Origin of the sequence: Paenacidovorax caeni, assembly GCF_001298675.1 — a bacterium.
GTDB classification, from domain to species: Bacteria; Pseudomonadota; Gammaproteobacteria; order Burkholderiales; family Burkholderiaceae_C; genus Paenacidovorax; species Paenacidovorax caeni.
This window is the reverse complement of sequence record NZ_CYIG01000019.1, coordinates 1-16,223: the sequence shown is the minus strand read 5'-3', so window position 1 is coordinate 16,223 and position 16,223 is coordinate 1. Positions and strand designations below refer to the sequence as shown.

The 16,223-nt window shown below is 68.5% G+C and carries 15 protein-coding genes; 6 read left to right on the top strand and 9 right to left on the bottom strand.

Translation table 11 applies throughout. The features are described 5' to 3' along the window. Positions 1 to 4: 4 nt before the first annotated feature. The 8 genes from BN2503_RS09810 to BN2503_RS09775 are packed head-to-tail and all read right to left on the bottom strand — an operon-like array spanning position 5 to position 8,830. The gene (locus BN2503_RS09810) at positions 5 to 1,051 is read right to left on the bottom strand and encodes a GGDEF domain-containing response regulator (RefSeq protein WP_082366552.1); all 1,047 of its coding nucleotides are present in this window, start codon (positions 1,049 to 1,051) and stop codon (positions 5 to 7) included. Positions 1,052 to 1,091: 40 nt separating this feature from the next. Further along, the gene (gene lysS, locus BN2503_RS09805; RefSeq protein WP_054256479.1) at positions 1,092 to 2,627 is read right to left on the bottom strand and encodes a lysine--tRNA ligase; all 1,536 of its coding nucleotides are present in this window, start codon (positions 2,625 to 2,627) and stop codon (positions 1,092 to 1,094) included. A gap of 32 nt (positions 2,628 to 2,659) precedes the next feature. After that, positions 2,660 to 3,859: a hypothetical protein gene (locus BN2503_RS09800; RefSeq protein WP_054256478.1), complete on the bottom strand. Its 1,200-nt coding sequence runs from the start codon at positions 3,857 to 3,859 to the stop codon at positions 2,660 to 2,662. Continuing rightward, entirely contained in the window at positions 3,856 to 4,779 is a 924-nt protein-coding gene (locus tag BN2503_RS09795; RefSeq protein WP_054256477.1) for a glycosyltransferase, read from the bottom strand. Before BN2503_RS09795 ends, BN2503_RS09800 begins: the two co-directional genes overlap by 4 nt. Continuing rightward, positions 4,773 to 5,771, bottom strand: a complete 999-nt coding sequence (locus tag BN2503_RS09790; RefSeq protein ID WP_054256476.1) for a glycosyltransferase — start codon at positions 5,769 to 5,771, stop codon at positions 4,773 to 4,775. The genes BN2503_RS09795 and BN2503_RS09790 overlap by 7 nt, the downstream gene beginning before the upstream one ends. Further along, entirely contained in the window at positions 5,771 to 7,054 is a 1,284-nt protein-coding gene (locus tag BN2503_RS09785) for a sugar transferase (protein ID WP_054256475.1), read from the bottom strand. Before BN2503_RS09785 ends, BN2503_RS09790 begins: the two co-directional genes overlap by 1 nt. After that, the gene (locus BN2503_RS09780) at positions 7,038 to 8,198 is read right to left on the bottom strand and encodes a glycosyltransferase (RefSeq protein WP_054256474.1); all 1,161 of its coding nucleotides are present in this window, start codon (positions 8,196 to 8,198) and stop codon (positions 7,038 to 7,040) included. Before BN2503_RS09780 ends, BN2503_RS09785 begins: the two co-directional genes overlap by 17 nt. After that, positions 8,195 to 8,830 carry an LON peptidase substrate-binding domain-containing protein gene (locus tag BN2503_RS09775; RefSeq protein ID WP_054256473.1) on the bottom strand — a complete coding sequence of 212 codons (636 nt, stop codon included), beginning with the start codon at positions 8,828 to 8,830 and terminating at the stop codon, positions 8,195 to 8,197. The genes BN2503_RS09780 and BN2503_RS09775 overlap by 4 nt, the downstream gene beginning before the upstream one ends. A gap of 60 nt (positions 8,831 to 8,890) precedes the next feature. On the opposite strand from BN2503_RS09775, the gene BN2503_RS09770 reads away from it, so the two are divergent. Both BN2503_RS09770 and uraH read left to right on the top strand, forming a co-directional pair. Beyond that, positions 8,891 to 9,457 carry a YggT family protein gene (locus tag BN2503_RS09770; protein ID WP_054256472.1) on the top strand — a complete coding sequence of 189 codons (567 nt, stop codon included), beginning with the start codon at positions 8,891 to 8,893 and terminating at the stop codon, positions 9,455 to 9,457. Between the two features lie 106 nt (positions 9,458 to 9,563). After that, on the top strand, positions 9,564 to 9,914 hold the full coding sequence (uraH, locus tag BN2503_RS09765) for a hydroxyisourate hydrolase (RefSeq protein ID WP_054256471.1): 351 nt from the start codon (positions 9,564 to 9,566) through the stop codon (positions 9,912 to 9,914). 104 nt (positions 9,915 to 10,018) lie between these two features. Here uraH and BN2503_RS09760 read toward each other — a convergent pair whose 3' ends face one another. Further along, positions 10,019 to 10,501: a hypothetical protein gene (locus BN2503_RS09760; protein WP_139235418.1), complete on the bottom strand. Its 483-nt coding sequence runs from the start codon at positions 10,499 to 10,501 to the stop codon at positions 10,019 to 10,021. Positions 10,502 to 10,546: 45 nt separating this feature from the next. On the opposite strand from BN2503_RS09760, the gene xdhC reads away from it, so the two are divergent. The 4 genes from xdhC (at position 10,547) to BN2503_RS09740 (ending at position 15,979) form a co-directional block, all read left to right on the top strand. Beyond that, positions 10,547 to 11,401 (top strand): xanthine dehydrogenase accessory protein XdhC, encoded by an 855-nt coding sequence (xdhC, locus tag BN2503_RS09755; protein ID WP_054256470.1) that lies wholly within the window; start codon positions 10,547 to 10,549, stop codon positions 11,399 to 11,401. Between the two features lie 438 nt (positions 11,402 to 11,839). After that, the gene (locus BN2503_RS09750) at positions 11,840 to 13,045 is read left to right on the top strand and encodes a urate hydroxylase PuuD (RefSeq protein WP_054256469.1); all 1,206 of its coding nucleotides are present in this window, start codon (positions 11,840 to 11,842) and stop codon (positions 13,043 to 13,045) included. A gap of 86 nt (positions 13,046 to 13,131) precedes the next feature. Further along, positions 13,132 to 13,755, top strand: coding sequence for a Crp/Fnr family transcriptional regulator (locus BN2503_RS09745; RefSeq protein ID WP_054256468.1), 624 nt, complete (start codon positions 13,132 to 13,134; stop codon positions 13,753 to 13,755). Between the two features lie 184 nt (positions 13,756 to 13,939). Further along, positions 13,940 to 15,979 carry a sensor domain-containing diguanylate cyclase gene (locus BN2503_RS09740; RefSeq protein WP_054256467.1) on the top strand — a complete coding sequence of 680 codons (2,040 nt, stop codon included), beginning with the start codon at positions 13,940 to 13,942 and terminating at the stop codon, positions 15,977 to 15,979. The last annotated feature ends 244 nt before the right edge of the window (positions 15,980 to 16,223 follow it).

The window sequence follows — 16,223 nt, the reverse complement described above, 5'->3', positions numbered from 1 at the left end:
ACTGTCACGCGCAGCGCTGCTCGATGGTGTCCATCTGCATCTCAAAGCTGAAGAAGCGGTTGCGCCCCTGCGACTTGGCGGCGTACAGGGCCTGGTCGGCGCGCATGATCATGCTTTCGGCGTTTGCGCCTTCGTCTGGCACGCAGGTGGTGATACCGCCAGAGATCGTCAGGTGGGGGCCCAGCGGCGAGGCTGGGTGCGGTATTGGATGGGTCTTGAGCATCTGGCCCAGGGCGCGGGCGAAGGTCATGGCGCCAGAGCGCGGGGTGTTCGGCAGGATCAGCGCGAACTCCTCGCCGCCGTAGCGTGCCGCCACGTCGCGCGGGCGCATGCACACGCCCTGCAGCAGCCGCCCGATTTCGCGCAGGCAGGCGTCACCTTGCAAGTGGCCACTGGCGTCGTTGTAAGGCTTGAAATGGTCCAGGTCGCACAGCATCAGGGTGAGTGGCTGGCCTTCGCGGCGCGCCGACAGAATCTCGCTGTGCAGAATGCGGTCGAAGCCGCGCCGGTTGACCAGGCCGGTCAGGCCGTCGAGCTCCACCATCTCGTTGAGGCGCTGGTTGGCCTCGTGCAGATCGGCCGACAGGGTGACCAGACGCCGGCGCATGTCCAGCAGGCGGCGCATGGCGCGCAGTTTGGCCACCAGGACGATGGGCTTGACGGGCTTGACCAGGTAGTCGTCGCCGCCCGACTCGATGCCGCGCCACAGATCCAGGTCGCTGTCCAGGCCGGACAGGAAGATGATGGGCGTCCAGTCGCCTGGCTCGGCTTCGCGCATCTGCTGCGCAGCCCAGTAGCCGTCCCGGCCGGGCAGTTTGATGTCGAGCAGCACCAGGTCGGGACGCCGCGCCTTGAACTGCGCCAGCGCTTCCTCGGCGGTGCCGGCTTCCATGATGTCGGCCAAGCCCGCGTGCTGCAGTTCGGCCTTGAGGGCCGCGCGCACGGAGCGCTGGTCGTCCACAACCAGCACCGTAAAGGATTCCGGCAGCGCCATCGGCGCGCTGAGCCGCGGCGCGGGCAACTGGATGGCGGGGGGCGGTGGTGTGGTCATGGCAAAAGGCTCCAAGGGGCTGGGGCGTCGGGTGGGCGCTTCAGCCTTCGCGGCGCAGCGCAGGGAACAGGATCACGTCGCGGATGCTGGGGCTATCGGTCAGCAGCATCATGAAGCGGTCGATGCCGATGCCGCAGCCGCCAGCCGGCGGCATGCCGTACTCCAGGGCGCGCACGAAGTCGTGGTCGTAGTACATGGCCTCGTCGTCGCCGCTGTCCTTGGCGTTCACCTGGGCCTGGAAGCGTGCTGCCTGGTCTTCGGCGTCGTTCAGTTCGGAGAAGCCATTACCGAATTCGCGGCCCGTGATGTAGAGCTCGAAGCGTTCGGTCACTTCGGGACGCACATCGTTGGCGCGCGCCAGCGGCGAGATCTCGGTCGGGTGCTCCATGATGAAGGTCGGCTGCCACAGCTTGTCTTCCACCATCTCCTCGAAGTAGAGCACCTGCAGGCTGGCGAGTGTGCGGGTCGAGAGGCGGTCCTTCTCCTCGCTCAGGCCGAGCTTCTTGAGCGCGCTCACCAGCCAGGCCGCGTCGTCGACGTGCGCGCCCGCTTCGGTGTACTGGTAGATGGCCTCGCGGATGGTCAGGCGTGCGAACGGTTGGGACAGATCCACTGCACGGCCCTGGTAGCTGAGCTGCAGCGTGCCCACGGCCTTCAGCGCTGTGTCGCGGATGAGCTGTTCGGTGAAGCCCATCAGGTCCTGGTAGTTCCAGTACGCTGCATAGAACTCCATCATGGTGAACTCGGGGTTGTGGCGCACCGAGATGCCTTCGTTGCGGAAGTTGCGGTTGATCTCGAACACGCGCTCGAAGCCGCCGACCAGCAGACGCTTGAGGTACAGCTCGGGCGCGATGCGCAGGTACATGTCCTGCTCCAGCGCGTTGTGGTGCGTGACGAAGGGGCGCGCGTTGGCGCCACCGGGAATGGGGTGCAGCATGGGCGTTTCCACCTCCAGGAAACCGTGCTGCACCATGAATTCACGGATGCCGCTGACCGCCTTGCTGCGCGCGACGAAGCGCTGGCGTGCGGCCTCGTCGGTCATCAGGTCAACGTAGCGCTGGCGATACTTCAGCTCTTGATCGGCCACGCCGTGGAACTTGTCCGGCATGGGGCGCAGGCTCTTGGTGAGCAGGCGCAGGCGCGTCACCTTGACCGACAGCTCGCCGGTCTTGGTTTTCATGAGCTGGCCCTCGGCCCCGAGGATGTCGCCCAGGTCCCAGTGCTTGAAGGCGGCGTACAGCTCCTCGCCCAGCGCGTCGCGCGTCACGTAAAGCTGAATGCGCCCAGTGGCGTCCTGCAGCGTGGCGAAGCTGGCCTTGCCCATCACGCGCTTGAGCATCATGCGGCCGGCCACGCTCACCTGCACGGGCGTGGCCTCCAGCGCCTCGGCGCTGGCTGCGCCATGCTCTGCCTGCAGGGCGCTGGCGCGGTGGGCGGGCTGGAAGTCGTTGGGGAATGCCACGCCGCCGCCCTGCGCCTGCTGCTGGCGCAACGCCTTGAGTTTCTCGCGGCGCTCGGCGATGAGTTGGTTGTCGTCTTGCGCGGGCAGGGCAGGGGCGTTGGAATGGTCAGACATGGGCAGCAGCCGGTTTGGGGGAAATAAACCTTCTATTTTAGTTTTATACCTGCCATCCAGAGGCTCAAGGCCAGCAAGCCCGTGCTCGACACGCCCGCGAGCCACCACAGATGCTCGGTGGGGGACCACACGGCGGCACCCAGCAGCGGCAGGGTCAGCACCAGCAGCTGCAGCGCGTCGAAGGCAATGGCCAGGTGTGAATAGCGCCGCTCCCGGCCCTGCTGGAAGGGGCGGTGGCTCAGGGCGGCGAAAAGGCAGGCGCTGCTCTGCCAGAGAACCAGCGGCAGGAGGTAGGGCTGCAGCCCGCGCCAACCGTCGGCCAGCAGGCCCATGTCCAGCAGCGCGGCGCCCGCCAGCCCCACCAGCCCGGTTGCCAGCGCCGCACCGAGGCCGATGGCGACCGAGCGCCCCTGCGCCGTCTCGCGCCGCGCCAGCAGCACCTGTGCCCAGGCGGCATGAACGATGGTCGGCACGAAGCCCAGCAGCCTTAGCAGCACCGCGAGGTAGCTGGCTTCGGCGACGCCGTGCAGGCGCTGCCAAATGAGCAGCAGCGCCGTGCCTGTCACGGCATCCATGGTGGTGTGTGCCATGCGCAGCCAGGCGCTGCGCCGGTCGCCCTGCCGGGGCGCCTGCGCTGCCGGGAGCGCAGCAGGCGCGCTGCCTTGCGTGCGGCGCTTGGCGGGCCGCAGCCATAGTGCGCCCAGTGCGTAGCCACCCGCCGCCGCCACGAGCAGGCCGCTGGCGCCATCGCCGCCGTGCAGTGCACTCCACCCCGCCGCCAGCGCCAGCGCCAGCAATGGGGGCAGCGCGCGTGCCAGCGCTGCCGAGGTGGGCGTGGCTGTGCGCAGGGCCCAGGGCTGCGCCAGGTACCACAGCATTTGCAGCAGGGCCAGCAGCGCGGCCCAGCCTAGTACTGCCAGCGGCTGTGCCATGGCGCCAAGCCAGACGGTTGCACCCACGAGGGGCAGCAGCAGGCCCCAGCGCGCCAGACTGGCGCGCAGCACGGCCCGCAGTGCCTGCCCCGGGGGCTGCTGCACATCGGCGAGGAAGGTGAGCGGGCCTTGTGCCAGCGCCAGCGTGACCCAGAAGAATGCCACCTGCGCGATCACGGCAAAACGGCCTGTCGCTTCGGGCGAGAAGAAGTGCAACATGGCCACGCCCATCATTGCCTGGGCGCCGAGCGAGACGAGGCTGGCCATGGCCAGCGTGGCGGAGGCTGGCAGGCGCTTCATGGGCGCAACCCCAGGGTGTGCCACAGCGCGAGGCGCTCCAGCACGCGCGGCCAGGCCAGCGCGCGCAGGTCGGGGACGGTGCAGGCGGCATGGTCGAGCTGGGTGGCAAAAAAGCGGGCGTATTGCGCCCTATCCTTGACCTGCCGCGGCAGCAAGATGAAGCGCGCCTCGTGTGCTTGTGCGAAGGCCCGCACCCATGGGTAATCGGTAGTCACCACGGGCAGGCCCACGGCGCAGTATTCGAGCAGTTTGGTCGAAGTCTGCTGGTGGTACGGTGCCTGGTTCGGCACCAGGTTCAGGCCGAAGCGGGCGCGGCGCAGCAGCCCGGGCACGGCACTGTGTGCCACCGTGCCGGTGAGTGTGGTGCGCTGCAGTGGTGCCAAGACAGGGTGCAGGTCTGGCGGCGGCTCGCCGATCAGCAGGGTGCGCAGACCGGCCTGTTCCAGCCCCTGGAGGAGTGGGATGAAATGCCGCAGCCGCCGCATGTCGCCCAGGTAGACCACGTCGAATTCCGGCGAACCCGGTGTGCCTTGGGCGGAGAAAAACGCTGAAGCGATGCCCATGTCGCGGAATTCGCAGGGCACGCCGTCGGCGAAGCCCAGGCGCGCGCGCACCCAGGCGTTCTGGAACAGCCGGTACTGGGGCTGCGGCTGGCTGGCACGCTTGGCCCGGTCCTTCAGCCAGGCCCAGGGAGGCACCGAGGCCGAGGCGTACTCATGCACCTGAAAGGCGTGGGCGAAGCGCCGCGCCGCGTGGCGCGGCACGCGCCCGCACAGCCACCAGACGACGGCGGCATCCCCGGGCACGCTGGCGCTGTCCTGGTGGATCTGGGCTTGGTGGCCTAGGCCTTGCAGAAAGTCCGCATAAGCGGCCAACTCTGGCAGGTAGGCGTTGCCCCCGCGCACATAGTGGATCAGCATGCGGCAGCCTCGCGCAGCACCTGCTGCCATTGGTCGGTGAAACGCGGCACGGCGTGACGGGCCAGCAGACTGTCCAGCGCCCGCTGAATCTGCAGCGAGGGCAGGGCCAGCACCTGCTGCACGGCGGCAGCAAGCTGCGCCGGGCTGTCGCCGGGAGCCAGCAGGCAGGCAGGGACGGTTTCGCGCAGCGCGGGCAGGGGGGGCGCGACGAAGGGGATGCCTGCCGCTGCCGATTCGATCGCACTCAGGGGGCAGCCGCCCTCGTAGCGCGAGGCCAGCAGCGTCAAATGCCAGTCTGGCGCCAGGGCGGTTGCGCGTGGCCGTGCGCCGCAGAACGCGAGGCGCTCGGTGTGTACCAGGTCTGCCGCCTGCTGCTCCAGCGCGGCACGCAGAGGGCCGTCGCCCACCAGGCTCAGGCGGTAGCGCGGTGGCAGGAGCCGCAGCATGGCGATCAAACGCTCAGGCTGCTTTTCTGGCGACAGGCGTCCGACATAGCCGAGTTCCACCGTGCCGCTTGCCGTGGGGGCCGTGCGCAGGGGGGCGCGCGGCAGGCGCAGCGCGTTGGGAATGACATGCGCCCGCGCATCCGGCAGCGGTTGGCCCAGGAAGCCCTCCAGCGAGGTACGGGCGTGGCGCGAAATGAACACGAACTGCGGCACCTGCCGATACAGCCAGCGCAGCCAGGCGCGTTTGGCGGGAGCGCTGCGCGCTTCGTTCAGCACCTCTTGCAGCGGACCGTGAACCCAGACCACCCAGGGTTTGCCCAGCGCCCGTCCCAGGGCCCAGGCCGCATAGGCAGGGCCGAAACTGTGCGCGGCCAGCAGTACATCGGCGTGCCGTGCCGTGCGCCAGGCGTGCGGGTGCGGTGGCGCTGTGTCCACGGCCCAGCCGGCGTCGTGCAACCCGTCGTGCAGTTCCTGCACGATGGTGGCCACGCCGCCCAGGCGCGGGCCGTCGTGCAGCAGGCAAACGCGCGGGGGCGTGCGGGCCATCAGCGTGCCCCAAAGCCCGTGAGTACGATGCGCACGGTCTTGTAGATGATCAGCAGGTCAAGCGCCAGCGAGTAGTGCGTGACGTAGTACAGGTCATAGCCGAGTTTGACGGCGGCTTCTGCGGCGCCATCGGTGTAGCCCTGCTGCACCTGTGCCCAGCCGGTGAGTCCTGGGCGCACCCAGTGACGGTAGGGATAGGCAGGGATGCGCTGGGCGAACTCGTGCACGAAGGGCACCTGCTCTGGGCGCGGGCCGATGAGCGACATGTCGCCGCGCAGCACGTTCCACAGCTGTGGCAATTCGTCCAGGCGCGTGCGCCGGATGAAGCGGCCGGCGCGCGTGATGCGGTCGTCGCCCGGCTGGGCTGGGCGGGTGCGCGCTGCTTCGCACTGGGCATGGTGCATGCTGCGCAGCTTCCACAGACGGAACGGGCGGCCATGCAGGCCCGTGCGCTGTTGCGAGAACAGCGCCGGACCGGGGGAGTCGATTTTGACGGCCAGGGCAGTGAGCAGGCACAGCGGCAGCCACAGCGGCAGCGTCAGCACCGTGGCGCTGAGGTCGAACATGCGCTTGGCCACATCGTAGGCGGGGCGCACGTCCTGCTCCCACAGGGCATCGGCTTGGGGGAGCATGCACCGCCCCGTCAGCATCTCGGCCACGGCGTCGAGGCTGTACAGGCGCGTGTGGCTCTGCTTGAGCGCGCGGATGTGCCGGGCGTCACTGGGCGACGCCGGGTCGAGCACCACGCCGTCGCAAGGCGCGGGGAACGGCGTGCCTTGGCAGACGTGCAGCACCAGCGGCAGGGTCTCCAGCCGGGGGCTGCCGATGCGCGCCTGCAGTCTGGCCGGCAGGGCGGGATCTAGGCATGCCAGGTGCAGCACGTCGCGGCGGCGGATGGCACGGTAGCCCAGCAGGAACCAGGCGGCTGTGAGTCCATAGGCCAGCAGCACGGCGCCGCGCGAATACGGGTGCTGTGCCAGCGCGAAGCCCAGTGGCGTGAGCGCGAACGGCATGGTGGCCGCCACCACCACGTAGCTCACGCGCTCGAAGTGCGGCAGGTAGGCACCTTGGTACAGCCACTGCGTGGCCATGGCGTAGGGAATGACGCACCACAGCACCGTGGCGGGGAACTGTGCGGTGGCCCAGCCTTGGCCTTGCAGCCACCAGCCCAGGGCGTAGGCCAGCATGAGCACCAGCAGGCCGGCCAGGGCCCAGCGTAGCACCGCATTCTGGTAACGCACGGCGAAGGAGCCGCGCGGCTGGGGGTCAAGGGCGGGTTGCATGGTGCGGCGCCGTGGCAGCGTGGTGGTAGACGTCGAGCACCGCCTGGGCCATGTGCGCAGGCGTGTATGCCTGCGTGTAGCGCTCGCGTGCAGCCTGCCCCAGCGCTGTGCGTAGCGTGGGGTCGTGGGCCAGGCGCTGGAGTGCAGCGGCCACGGCGTGGGTGTCGTTGGGTACGCGCAGGCCCTGTTCCGGGGTGGGCAGGAGTTCGCGCAGGCCGGGCAGGTCGCTGGCGACGATGGCCATGCCTGCACGCATGGCCTCGATGACGGAAATGGGCAGCCCTTCGTGGTCTGACAGCAGCACAAACACGCCGTGCTGCTCCAGCAGGCCCGGCACATCGGTGCACAGGCCCGTGAATTCAACGGCCTTCAGTCCCAGGTGCTGGGCCAGTGCCTGGTGCGCGGCCAGGTCCGGACCATCACCGGCCAGCGTGGCGGGGATTTCCGTGCCCGTTTCGTCGCGCAGCAGCGCCAGGGCATGCAGCAGCAGGTCGGGGCGCTTGGGTGCCGCCATGCGCGCCACCATCACGATGCGTGCCGGCAGGTTGCGTGCGCGCGCTCCACCAGGCAGGTCTTCCAGGGCGTTGGCAACGGCGCTACAGCGTCGCGCTGCGATTGGCAGGCAGCGTGCCAGCCGCAGCTCATGGCGCGACACGCACACCAGGTGTCGGGTGAGGGGGGCACACAGCGCCTCCACCAGCCAGGCCAGGGCGCGGCGCGGCCAGGGGGCACCGGCCTTGAAAGCGAAACCATGCACGGTATAGACCACCGGGGTGCGTGTGATGTACCCCGCCACGCGCGCCACCACCCCGGCCGCAGCACTGTGGGCATGCAGCATTTGCGGGCGGCTGGCGCGGATTTGGCGTACCAGCGCGGCCACGGCACGCGCCACCCGGGCCGGGGCGAGGCCGTTGTTCAGCGCGGCGATGCGCTGCACCGGCACGCCCAGGGCGTGCAGGGACCGGGCCAGTGGCGGGTGCGGGTCGCTGCCGCCGATCACGGCGGTGAAGCGTACCCGGCCCGCCAGTGCGCGGCACAGTGTCTCGACATGCGTCTGCGCGCCCCCGGTTTCGCCCTTGGTGATGACCTGCATGACGAGAAGGGGCGGGGCGCTGGCAGGTGCGCCGCACGGCGCTGCCGTCATGGCGCGATACCCGTGCGGTCGAGCACGTCTCCCACCAGCTCCAGGCGCACCAGTGGGTTGTCCAGCGCCATCAGTCGCTGCTTGAGTGGCAGCGGCACGGGCAGCAGCTCGCACCAGCGGTTGGCAACCCAGCCGCAGTCGTCCAACTGCGCTGGCGTCGCGGGGGGCGTGCGTTCAGTCTCGGGCTGGCGATCGTGCAGGGTCTGCAGCACATGCGCCAGGGCAGTGGCGAAGCGGCGCAGGTCAGCAGGCACGGGGGCCGGGGTGTCTGCGTCCAGTTGCTCCACGTCGGCAACCCACAGGCCGTGCGGCAGCTGGTGGCTCTGGCGCACGCGAAAGCGCAGCGTGCCGTGCGCGTTCAGGGTGACCAGGCCCGGCTGCGGCGACTGGAGCTGCGCAATGGCGGCCAGCGTGCCCACGTCGTGGAACTGCTCCTGTGGTGCGCCTGCCTGGCGCACCTCGCGGCCGCTGGCCAGCGCCACCACGCCGAAAGGCGCGCCCGCGCGCTGGCATTTGCGCACCATGTCGAGGTAGCGCACCTCGAACACGCGCAGCGGCAGAGTGCCGCCGGGAAAGAGCACCGTCTCCAGCGGGAACAGGGGCAGCGAGGTGAGGGTGAGGGGATGGGCCATGGTGGTCGAGCCCGCTATCATCCCATGGGTTGGGGTCCGCCCCGTTGTCCGCCACTGCCGATGCTCTACCAGATCGTTACCCTCTTGCTCGATGTCGTGGCCGGCCTGCTCACGGGCGCCTGCTTGCTGCGCTTGTATATGCAGTTGCAGCGCATACCGTTCGCCAATCCGGTAGGCCAGTTGGTGTTTGCGCTGACCGATTGGCTGGTGATGCCGCTGCGCCGCGTGATCCCCCCCGCAGGGCGCTGGGACCTGTCAAGCCTGGTGGCCGCACTGCTGCTGCAAGCGGCCCAGTACCTGCTGCTGTGGCTGTTCTTCGGGGGCGTGGTGCCGCTGGCTGCGCTGCCTGTGCTGGCCCTGTTCGGCCTTGCGCGCATCGTCCTCTCGGGCCTTACGGGCCTGCTGATCGTGTACGCACTGTTGTCCTGGGTGCAGACGCGCTCGCCCATCGCCGGCGTGATCGAGCGCCTGAGCGAGCCGCTGCTGCGGCCTTTGCGGCGCGTGGTGCCGCTGGTGGGCGGGCTCGACCTCGCGCCGCTGGTGGCGCTGGTGCTGCTGCAGGTGGCAATGATCGTGCTCGGGCACCTGCAGGCCGGCGCGCTGGTGGGGCTCTCCGGACTCGGCTAGGGCCTCTGTTCGCTCGGTGTGCGGGTATCCACTGGAGTTTGATGTACAAAAACTGTATACACTTTGGTGATCGCATACCGCCACAGAGCGGCATAGGAGAAGTTCCATGGGCCTGAGCACCCACGTCCTCGACACCATGCATGGCTGCCCGGCCGCGGGCATGGCGGTGGCGCTGTACGCCACCGACGGCGAGACGGCCACGCTGGTCAAGCGCCTCGTACTGAACCACGACGGCCGCACCGATGCCCCCCTGTTCGACAACGCCAGCCTGCGTGCTGGCACCTACCGCCTGACGTTCGATGTGGCGGGGTATTTCAAGGCGCGCGGCGTGCAGCTGCCCGAGCCCAACTTTCTGAACCAGGTCAGCCTGGACTTCGGCGTGGCCCACGCCGACCAGCACTACCACGTGCCGCTGCTGGTGAGTCCGTGGAGCTATTCCACGTACCGAGGGTCGTGAGTCCGGTGCTCATGAAACAATAGCTGCTAGCGCTTGATGCACAAAGTTTTCAAATCGAAAACATCTTGAAACCCAATTGGAGAAAGCGCTAGCTGCTCATTTTTTCAGAGCTGCCCCTCGGTCAGTGTGTCGAGCTGGAACTGCCCCGTGGCATCCCAGAGCCAGACATCGGTGTAGGTCACGCGCCCCATGCGCGCAGGAGCCGGGAAGGGCGCTGCGGCGCGCACCAGGGCTTCGATTTGCCGCACCACCTCGGGGGCATGCTGCGGCGCCCGCTGCCAGTGCAGGCGCTTGATCTGGCCGGTGTGGTCGATCTCCACGTCCAGCACGCCCACGGCGTACAGCATGGCCGGCAGCTTGCCGGCGTGGATGCGTGCCGCATGGCGCTGGTACAGGTGGCGTGCAGCGTCCTCGCGGTAGGCGCGGGCGGTGGAGGCCTGGGAGACCCGCGCACTATCTGCGGGCAGTGGCGCGCCCGGGCCCTGCGGCGGCGCTTGGCAGGCAGCCAGCCAGACCGTGGCTGCAGCCAGCAGGCCAGCACGCCGGACACGGGAAACGCAGGAGGAAGACGGGCGGAAAAAATGCATGGTGTGGGCGCTATGCTGGCACAGGGCTGGAGCCTGCAAGGAGTAATGGTGACGGGGCTGGATACAGGGACGGTGACGACGGGGGCAGCGGCATGGCAGCGCTTGCTGGACGGCCTGGCGCGTGGTCCGGCCTGCCTCGTGGAGGTGGAGTCTACCCAAGGCTCGGCGCCGCGCGAGCCGGGCGCCTGGATGGCCGTTTTCAGCGCCGAGGCCGGTGGCGCCGTGGTGGGTACGGTGGGCGGTGGCCATCTGGAGTGGCAGGCACTGGCGGCAGCGCGTGCGCACCTTGCGGGTATTCCGGGGGATGCGCTGTGGCGCTTTGCGCTCGGGCCCAGCCTGGGGCAGTGCTGTGGCGGCGTCGTGCACCTGCGCTTCACCGTCATCAAGGCCGCCGACGTTGCCGCGCTGTACCAACGCCTGGGCCCGCGCCTGGCGCCTGTGGCGTTGTTTGGGGGCGGCCACGTGGGCCATGCGCTGGCGCGCGTACTGCAGCCGCTGCCTTTCGCGCTGACCTGGATCGACAGCCGCGATGGCATCTTTCCCAACCCCGCGCCCGAGGGCGTGCAGTGCGAGCATTCCAGCCCCGTGCAGGCCGCCGTGCCGCAGCTCGCGCCGGGTACGGCGGTGCTCGTGATGAGCTTCAGCCATGCCGAGGACCTGGACGTGGTGATGGCGTGCCTGCAGCGCCAGCGCGAGCGGGGTGACCTGCCCTTCATCGGGCTCATCGGCAGCCGCAGCAAATGGGCGCGCTTCAGCCACCGGCTGCGCGCGCGCGGGTTTACGCCGGCGGAGCTGGCGCACGTCACTTGCCCGATCGGCATTTCTGGCATCCAGGGCAAGGAACCGGAGGTGATCGCCGTGGCCGTGGCCGCGCAGCTGCTGCAACGGCGCACGGAATAAGGGTTTTGGCGGCTGCAAACGTACACCAAAATTGCATACACTTCACCTTCTCGGACAGGTCGCAGCGGTGCCCGGTGAGTGTGTACGCGGCCTTAGAACGTGTTGATGATCTTTTCATGGTGCCCGCAAGGCAGCAAACAGCCGCAATCGAGGCGCGCGCCGCAGGCCATGCCGGCGGCCTGGCCAAGGCGCGCAACGACGAGTGCGGCTGTTTGCTACCTTGCCCGGAGGGTTGCCCCGCAAAGGCAGCGTCTGCGGCGTTGCCCATCCTCGCCGCACACCAGTGCGACTTGCGGTGGGCGCCTTGCAGCCATTGCCTTTGCGGGGCAACGGACACTATGAAAAGATCGTCAACACGTTCTTTCGTTCTGCTCAGAGCGCCCGCAGTGGTGAGCAGGTTGCAATGAAAGCGGCACCCATGCCGCAAGGTTGAGAATCATGGAAAGCTATCTTCTCGACTGGGCCAACCTGCTGTTGCGCTGGCTCCACGTCATCACTGCCATCGCCTGGATCGGCTCGTCGTTCTATTTCGTCTTCCTCGACAGCAGCCTCACGCCGCCCGAGGACGAAGACCTGAAAAAGCAGGGCGTGAGCGGTGAGCTCTGGGCCGTGCACGGCGGCGGCTTCTACCATCCGGTGAAGTTCAACGTCTCGCCGCCGCAACTGCCCAAGCACTTGCACTGGTTCTTCTGGGAGAGCTACAGCACCTGGCTCAGCGGCTTCGCGCTCTTCACCGTCTCGTACCTCTGGAACGCCAGCACGTACCTGGTCGATAAGTCGCGCATGGATTGGGCACCGTCCACAGCCATCGCGGTGGCGCTGGGCTTCCTGGCCGTGTTCTGGCTGCTGTACGACCTGGCGTGCCGCACCTTTGGGCAGAAGAAAAACGGCGACGCGATCGTCGGCGTCCTGGTGCTGGGGTTGGTGTGTGTGGCCTCGTGGCTGGCGTGCCACTGGTTCGCGGGCCGTGCGGCCTTTCTGCTGGTGGGCGCGATGATCGCCACCGCCATGAGTGCCAACGTGTTCTTCTGGATCATCCCCGGCCAGCGCACGGTGGTGGCCTCCATCAAGGCCGGCCAGCCCGTGGACCCGATCCACGGCAAGCGCGGCAAGCAGCGCAGCGTGCACAACACCTACTTCACGCTGCCCGTGCTGTTTGCCATGCTCAGCAACCATTACAGCTTCACCTGGAGCCACCCACAGAACTGGCTGGTGCTCATCCTCATGATGTTCGCGGGCGCCGCCATCCGCCAGTTCTTCGTGGCGCGCCACGGCTACAAGCTGGGGCGCAACGGCAATCCGCTGCCCTATGCGCTGGCCGGCGTGGCCGTGTTGCTGGCCGCGATTGTCTGGATGCGCCCGGCCCCCGCCGCCCCGGCGCCTGCGGGAGCGGCTGCGCCAGTGGCGGACTTCGCCACCGTACAGGGCGTGCTGGCGCAGCGCTGCTACAGCTGCCATGGAGCGCAGGTGCAGATGAAAAACCTGCGCTTCGACACGGCCGACGCGGTGCGGCAGAACGCACAAGCCATTTACCAGCAGGTGGTGGTGCAAAAACTCATGCCCATGAACAACGCCACCGGCATGACCGATGCCGAGCGCACGCTCGTGCGGCAGTGGTTTGAGGCCGGGGCCGCACCCCGCTGACATCTTTTACATTCTTGACGGTAGCGCAGGGGTTTTGTTGATTTGTCTCAAAACCCGAAAGGCCGCGGGCGTGCACAGTCGCAGCCATGTTCCTGACTCCGTCTTTCGACCCCTCCGCTCAGGCCGAAGTGGTGGCGCCTGGCGGGGTGCTGCGCGTGCGCAACCAGCGGCCCACCTCGGTACTGCACATTGACAGCGGCCGCGTGCTGCTGGGCGTGCGCGATGGCGAGCAGATGCGCCATCAGCTCGGCGTGGTGGAAGGCCCCGCGTGGCTTGATGCTGCACCGGTGCTGCTGGAACAGCCCTGCGCCGTCGACATGGTGGCGGAAACCGTGGTGCACATGCGCAGCGTGCCACGCGACACGTTCATGCGTGGCTTCGCCGTGCTCCCCGATTCGGTGCAGAGCCTGCTGCGCGACATGGCCGCTGGCTACTGCCAGCAGACCGAGCTGGCCGTGAGCCGCCTGGCGCAAGACGCCGAGGCGCGCTGCGCCCAGTGGCTGCTGCGCCATGCCCAGCACGACGGCAACGGCTCCCTGCGCGTGACCCTGCACCAGCGCAAGCGCCTGATCGCCGCGCAGCTCGGCATTGCGCCCGAAACCTTTTCGCGCGTGCTGCGCCATCTGCGCGAGCACGGGCTCATCGCCGGGACGGGCAACGTGCTGGCCCTGCCGCAGCCGCGCGCGCTGCAAATGGTCGCGGGCGTTTAAAGCGATTTCTACCCTGGTGCGGATCAGGGTTTTCCGCCCCGTGCTTCAAGGGTTCCACCCAGGCGGTGTGGCCAATGCGCTGCGTATATTTGCCTGAGCTACTCAGGGATACGCAACGCACCATGACTTCCATCTTTGCCTCTGCCGCCTTGGCCCGTGCAGCGGGGCGCCTGCGGGGCTGCGTATGAGTCCCTCGCCGCAGGGGCATCCCGGGGCCGTGGCCAGCTTTTGGTGGGCACCCGGCGCCATGGTCTGGCGTCTCATGCTCGTGGCCGCGCTCGCAGTGGCCCTCGCTGGGGGGCTCGGGGCCTTCATCGTGGCGCAGGCGTCGGGACAGGAAACCGTGCAGCGGCTGGCAGCGCAGCAAAACGACGAAGTCGAAATGCTGGCGCGCTTGCTGGCCGGCAAGGTCGAGCAAAGCCAGCGTCTGCTGGCATCCGTGGCGGCGGGTATCACGCCGTCCATGGTCGAGTCGCCTGCTGCGCTGGAAGCGCAGCTCCACCAGGGGCTACAGCCCGCCCGCTTTTTCGACAGCCTGCTGGTGGCGCGCTCCAATGGCCTGCTGAGCCTGTACCTGCGCCATGGTCGCGTGCAGCAGGCCGGCAGTCTCGACCCCGCAGAGCGCGACGGCCTGCGCCGCGCGCTGGCCGACGGCAAGCCCCAGGTTTCCGAGCCCATCGCCGAGCACACCAGTGAGGCGCGGCTGCTCTTCACGATGCCGCTGCACCGCGAGGACGGCAGTCTGTTCGGCGTCATCGGTGGCACGCTGCGCCTGCAATCCCAGGCCCTGCTGCCGCCGGCCCTGGCGCTGCCGCTGCGTGCCGACTCGCGCCTGGTCGTGTTCACGCGCGACGGCACCATCCTGGCGCACTCGCAGCCCGCGCGCATCCTCGGCCAGGTGCGCGACGAACCCGGCCTGGCGCAGGCCTATGCCGATTGGCAGGCGCGTGCGCAGGCCATCGTCGATGGTGCGCAGACCCAGCTGCAGCCCGCCCACATCGTGAGCATGGCCGGCATGCCGTTGCCGCAATGGATGGTGGCGCGCGTCAGCGATGTGCAGGTGCGCGCGGTGCCGGGGCAGGGTGGGTCGGGCCAGATGTGGTGGATGGCAGCAGCCTTGCTGCTGCTCATTGCCCTGGGCGCCATGCTGTGCATGGCCTGGGTGGCGCAACCGCTGGCCGTGCTGCGCCATCGTGCGCCGCAACTGCTGCAAGCCGGGCCTAGCGCCCTTGAGCCCTGGCCGCGCGCGGCGGGCGAGGTGGATGCCTTGGTCGACGTGCTGCGCAGCCTGGGGCACCAGCGCGCCCAGTTGCGCGAGCAGCATGCGGTGCTGGGTGTGCGTTTCCAGGCGATCCTCGACCATGCGCCCGTCGGCATCGTCATCATCCGCAGCGGTGTCTTTGAGCTGCTCAACCGCCAAGCCTGCCACATGCTCGGCTATTCGCTGGATGCACTGCGTGGCCAGCACGCCAGCATGCTGCACGCCTCGGTGGCCGATTACCAGCATCTGGAGCGCCAGGTGCGCCAGGCGTTCACGGCCCATGGCGCCTTCAACGGCGACGTGTGCTTTCAGCGCAAGGATGGCGGGCCGGTCTGGGTGCGCGTGCAGGGCCATGCCCTGGGGCAGGCGGAAGAGGGCGTCGGGTCGGTCTGGATTCTGGAGGACATGACTGCCGAGCGCGAGGCGCTGCGCCAGCAGGACTGGGGCGTGCGGCACGACCCGCTGACGCTGCTGGCCAACCGCGCCGGGCTGGAGTTGCGCCTGCAGAACCTGCTTGCGCAGCGGCAGGAAGGCGCGGCGGGTGGTGTAGGCGTGCTGCTGTTTCTCGATCTGGACCACTTCGCCGTGCTCAACGACGAGGCGGGCCACGAGGCGGGTAACGACGTGCTGCGCCACGTGGCGCGCCTGATCGAGACGCAGGTGCGCCAGATCGGCTGGGCTGCGCGGGTGGGCGGTGACGAGTTCGCCGTGGTGCTTCCGGGCTGCACCCATGCACGTGGGCTGGCCGTGGCCGAGCAGTTGCGTGCGGCGCTGCAGGACTGGGAGCCTGCCTACCAGGGGCGCAGCTTCACCCTTGGGGCCAGCATTGGCGTGGTGATGCTGGATACGGGCCTGGCCAATGTGACCGAGGTGCTGCATGCCGCCGACATGGCCTGCTATGCCGCCAAGCGTGCGGGGCGCAACCGGGTGGTGGAGCATGCGCAGAAGGCCTCAGCGGTGTGATGGTGCCACTCTGTTTTTGATAGCTGCTTGCGCTTTCCTGTATTGGGTTGGAGGCAGATTTGTTCAATGTTCTTTGGGGGCGCTTAAGGAAGGTCTGCAAAACCCAGTCCGCCTGCGTGTCCGAGCTGACTGAGGCACGTTGAGTTTCGCGATGCGGATCGAAGCGACGATGGCAGCTCGATTCGCCGGCAAATTCCGGCGTTATGAGCCAGCGGCACGCCCATTTGACGCCCTGCGGACGCAC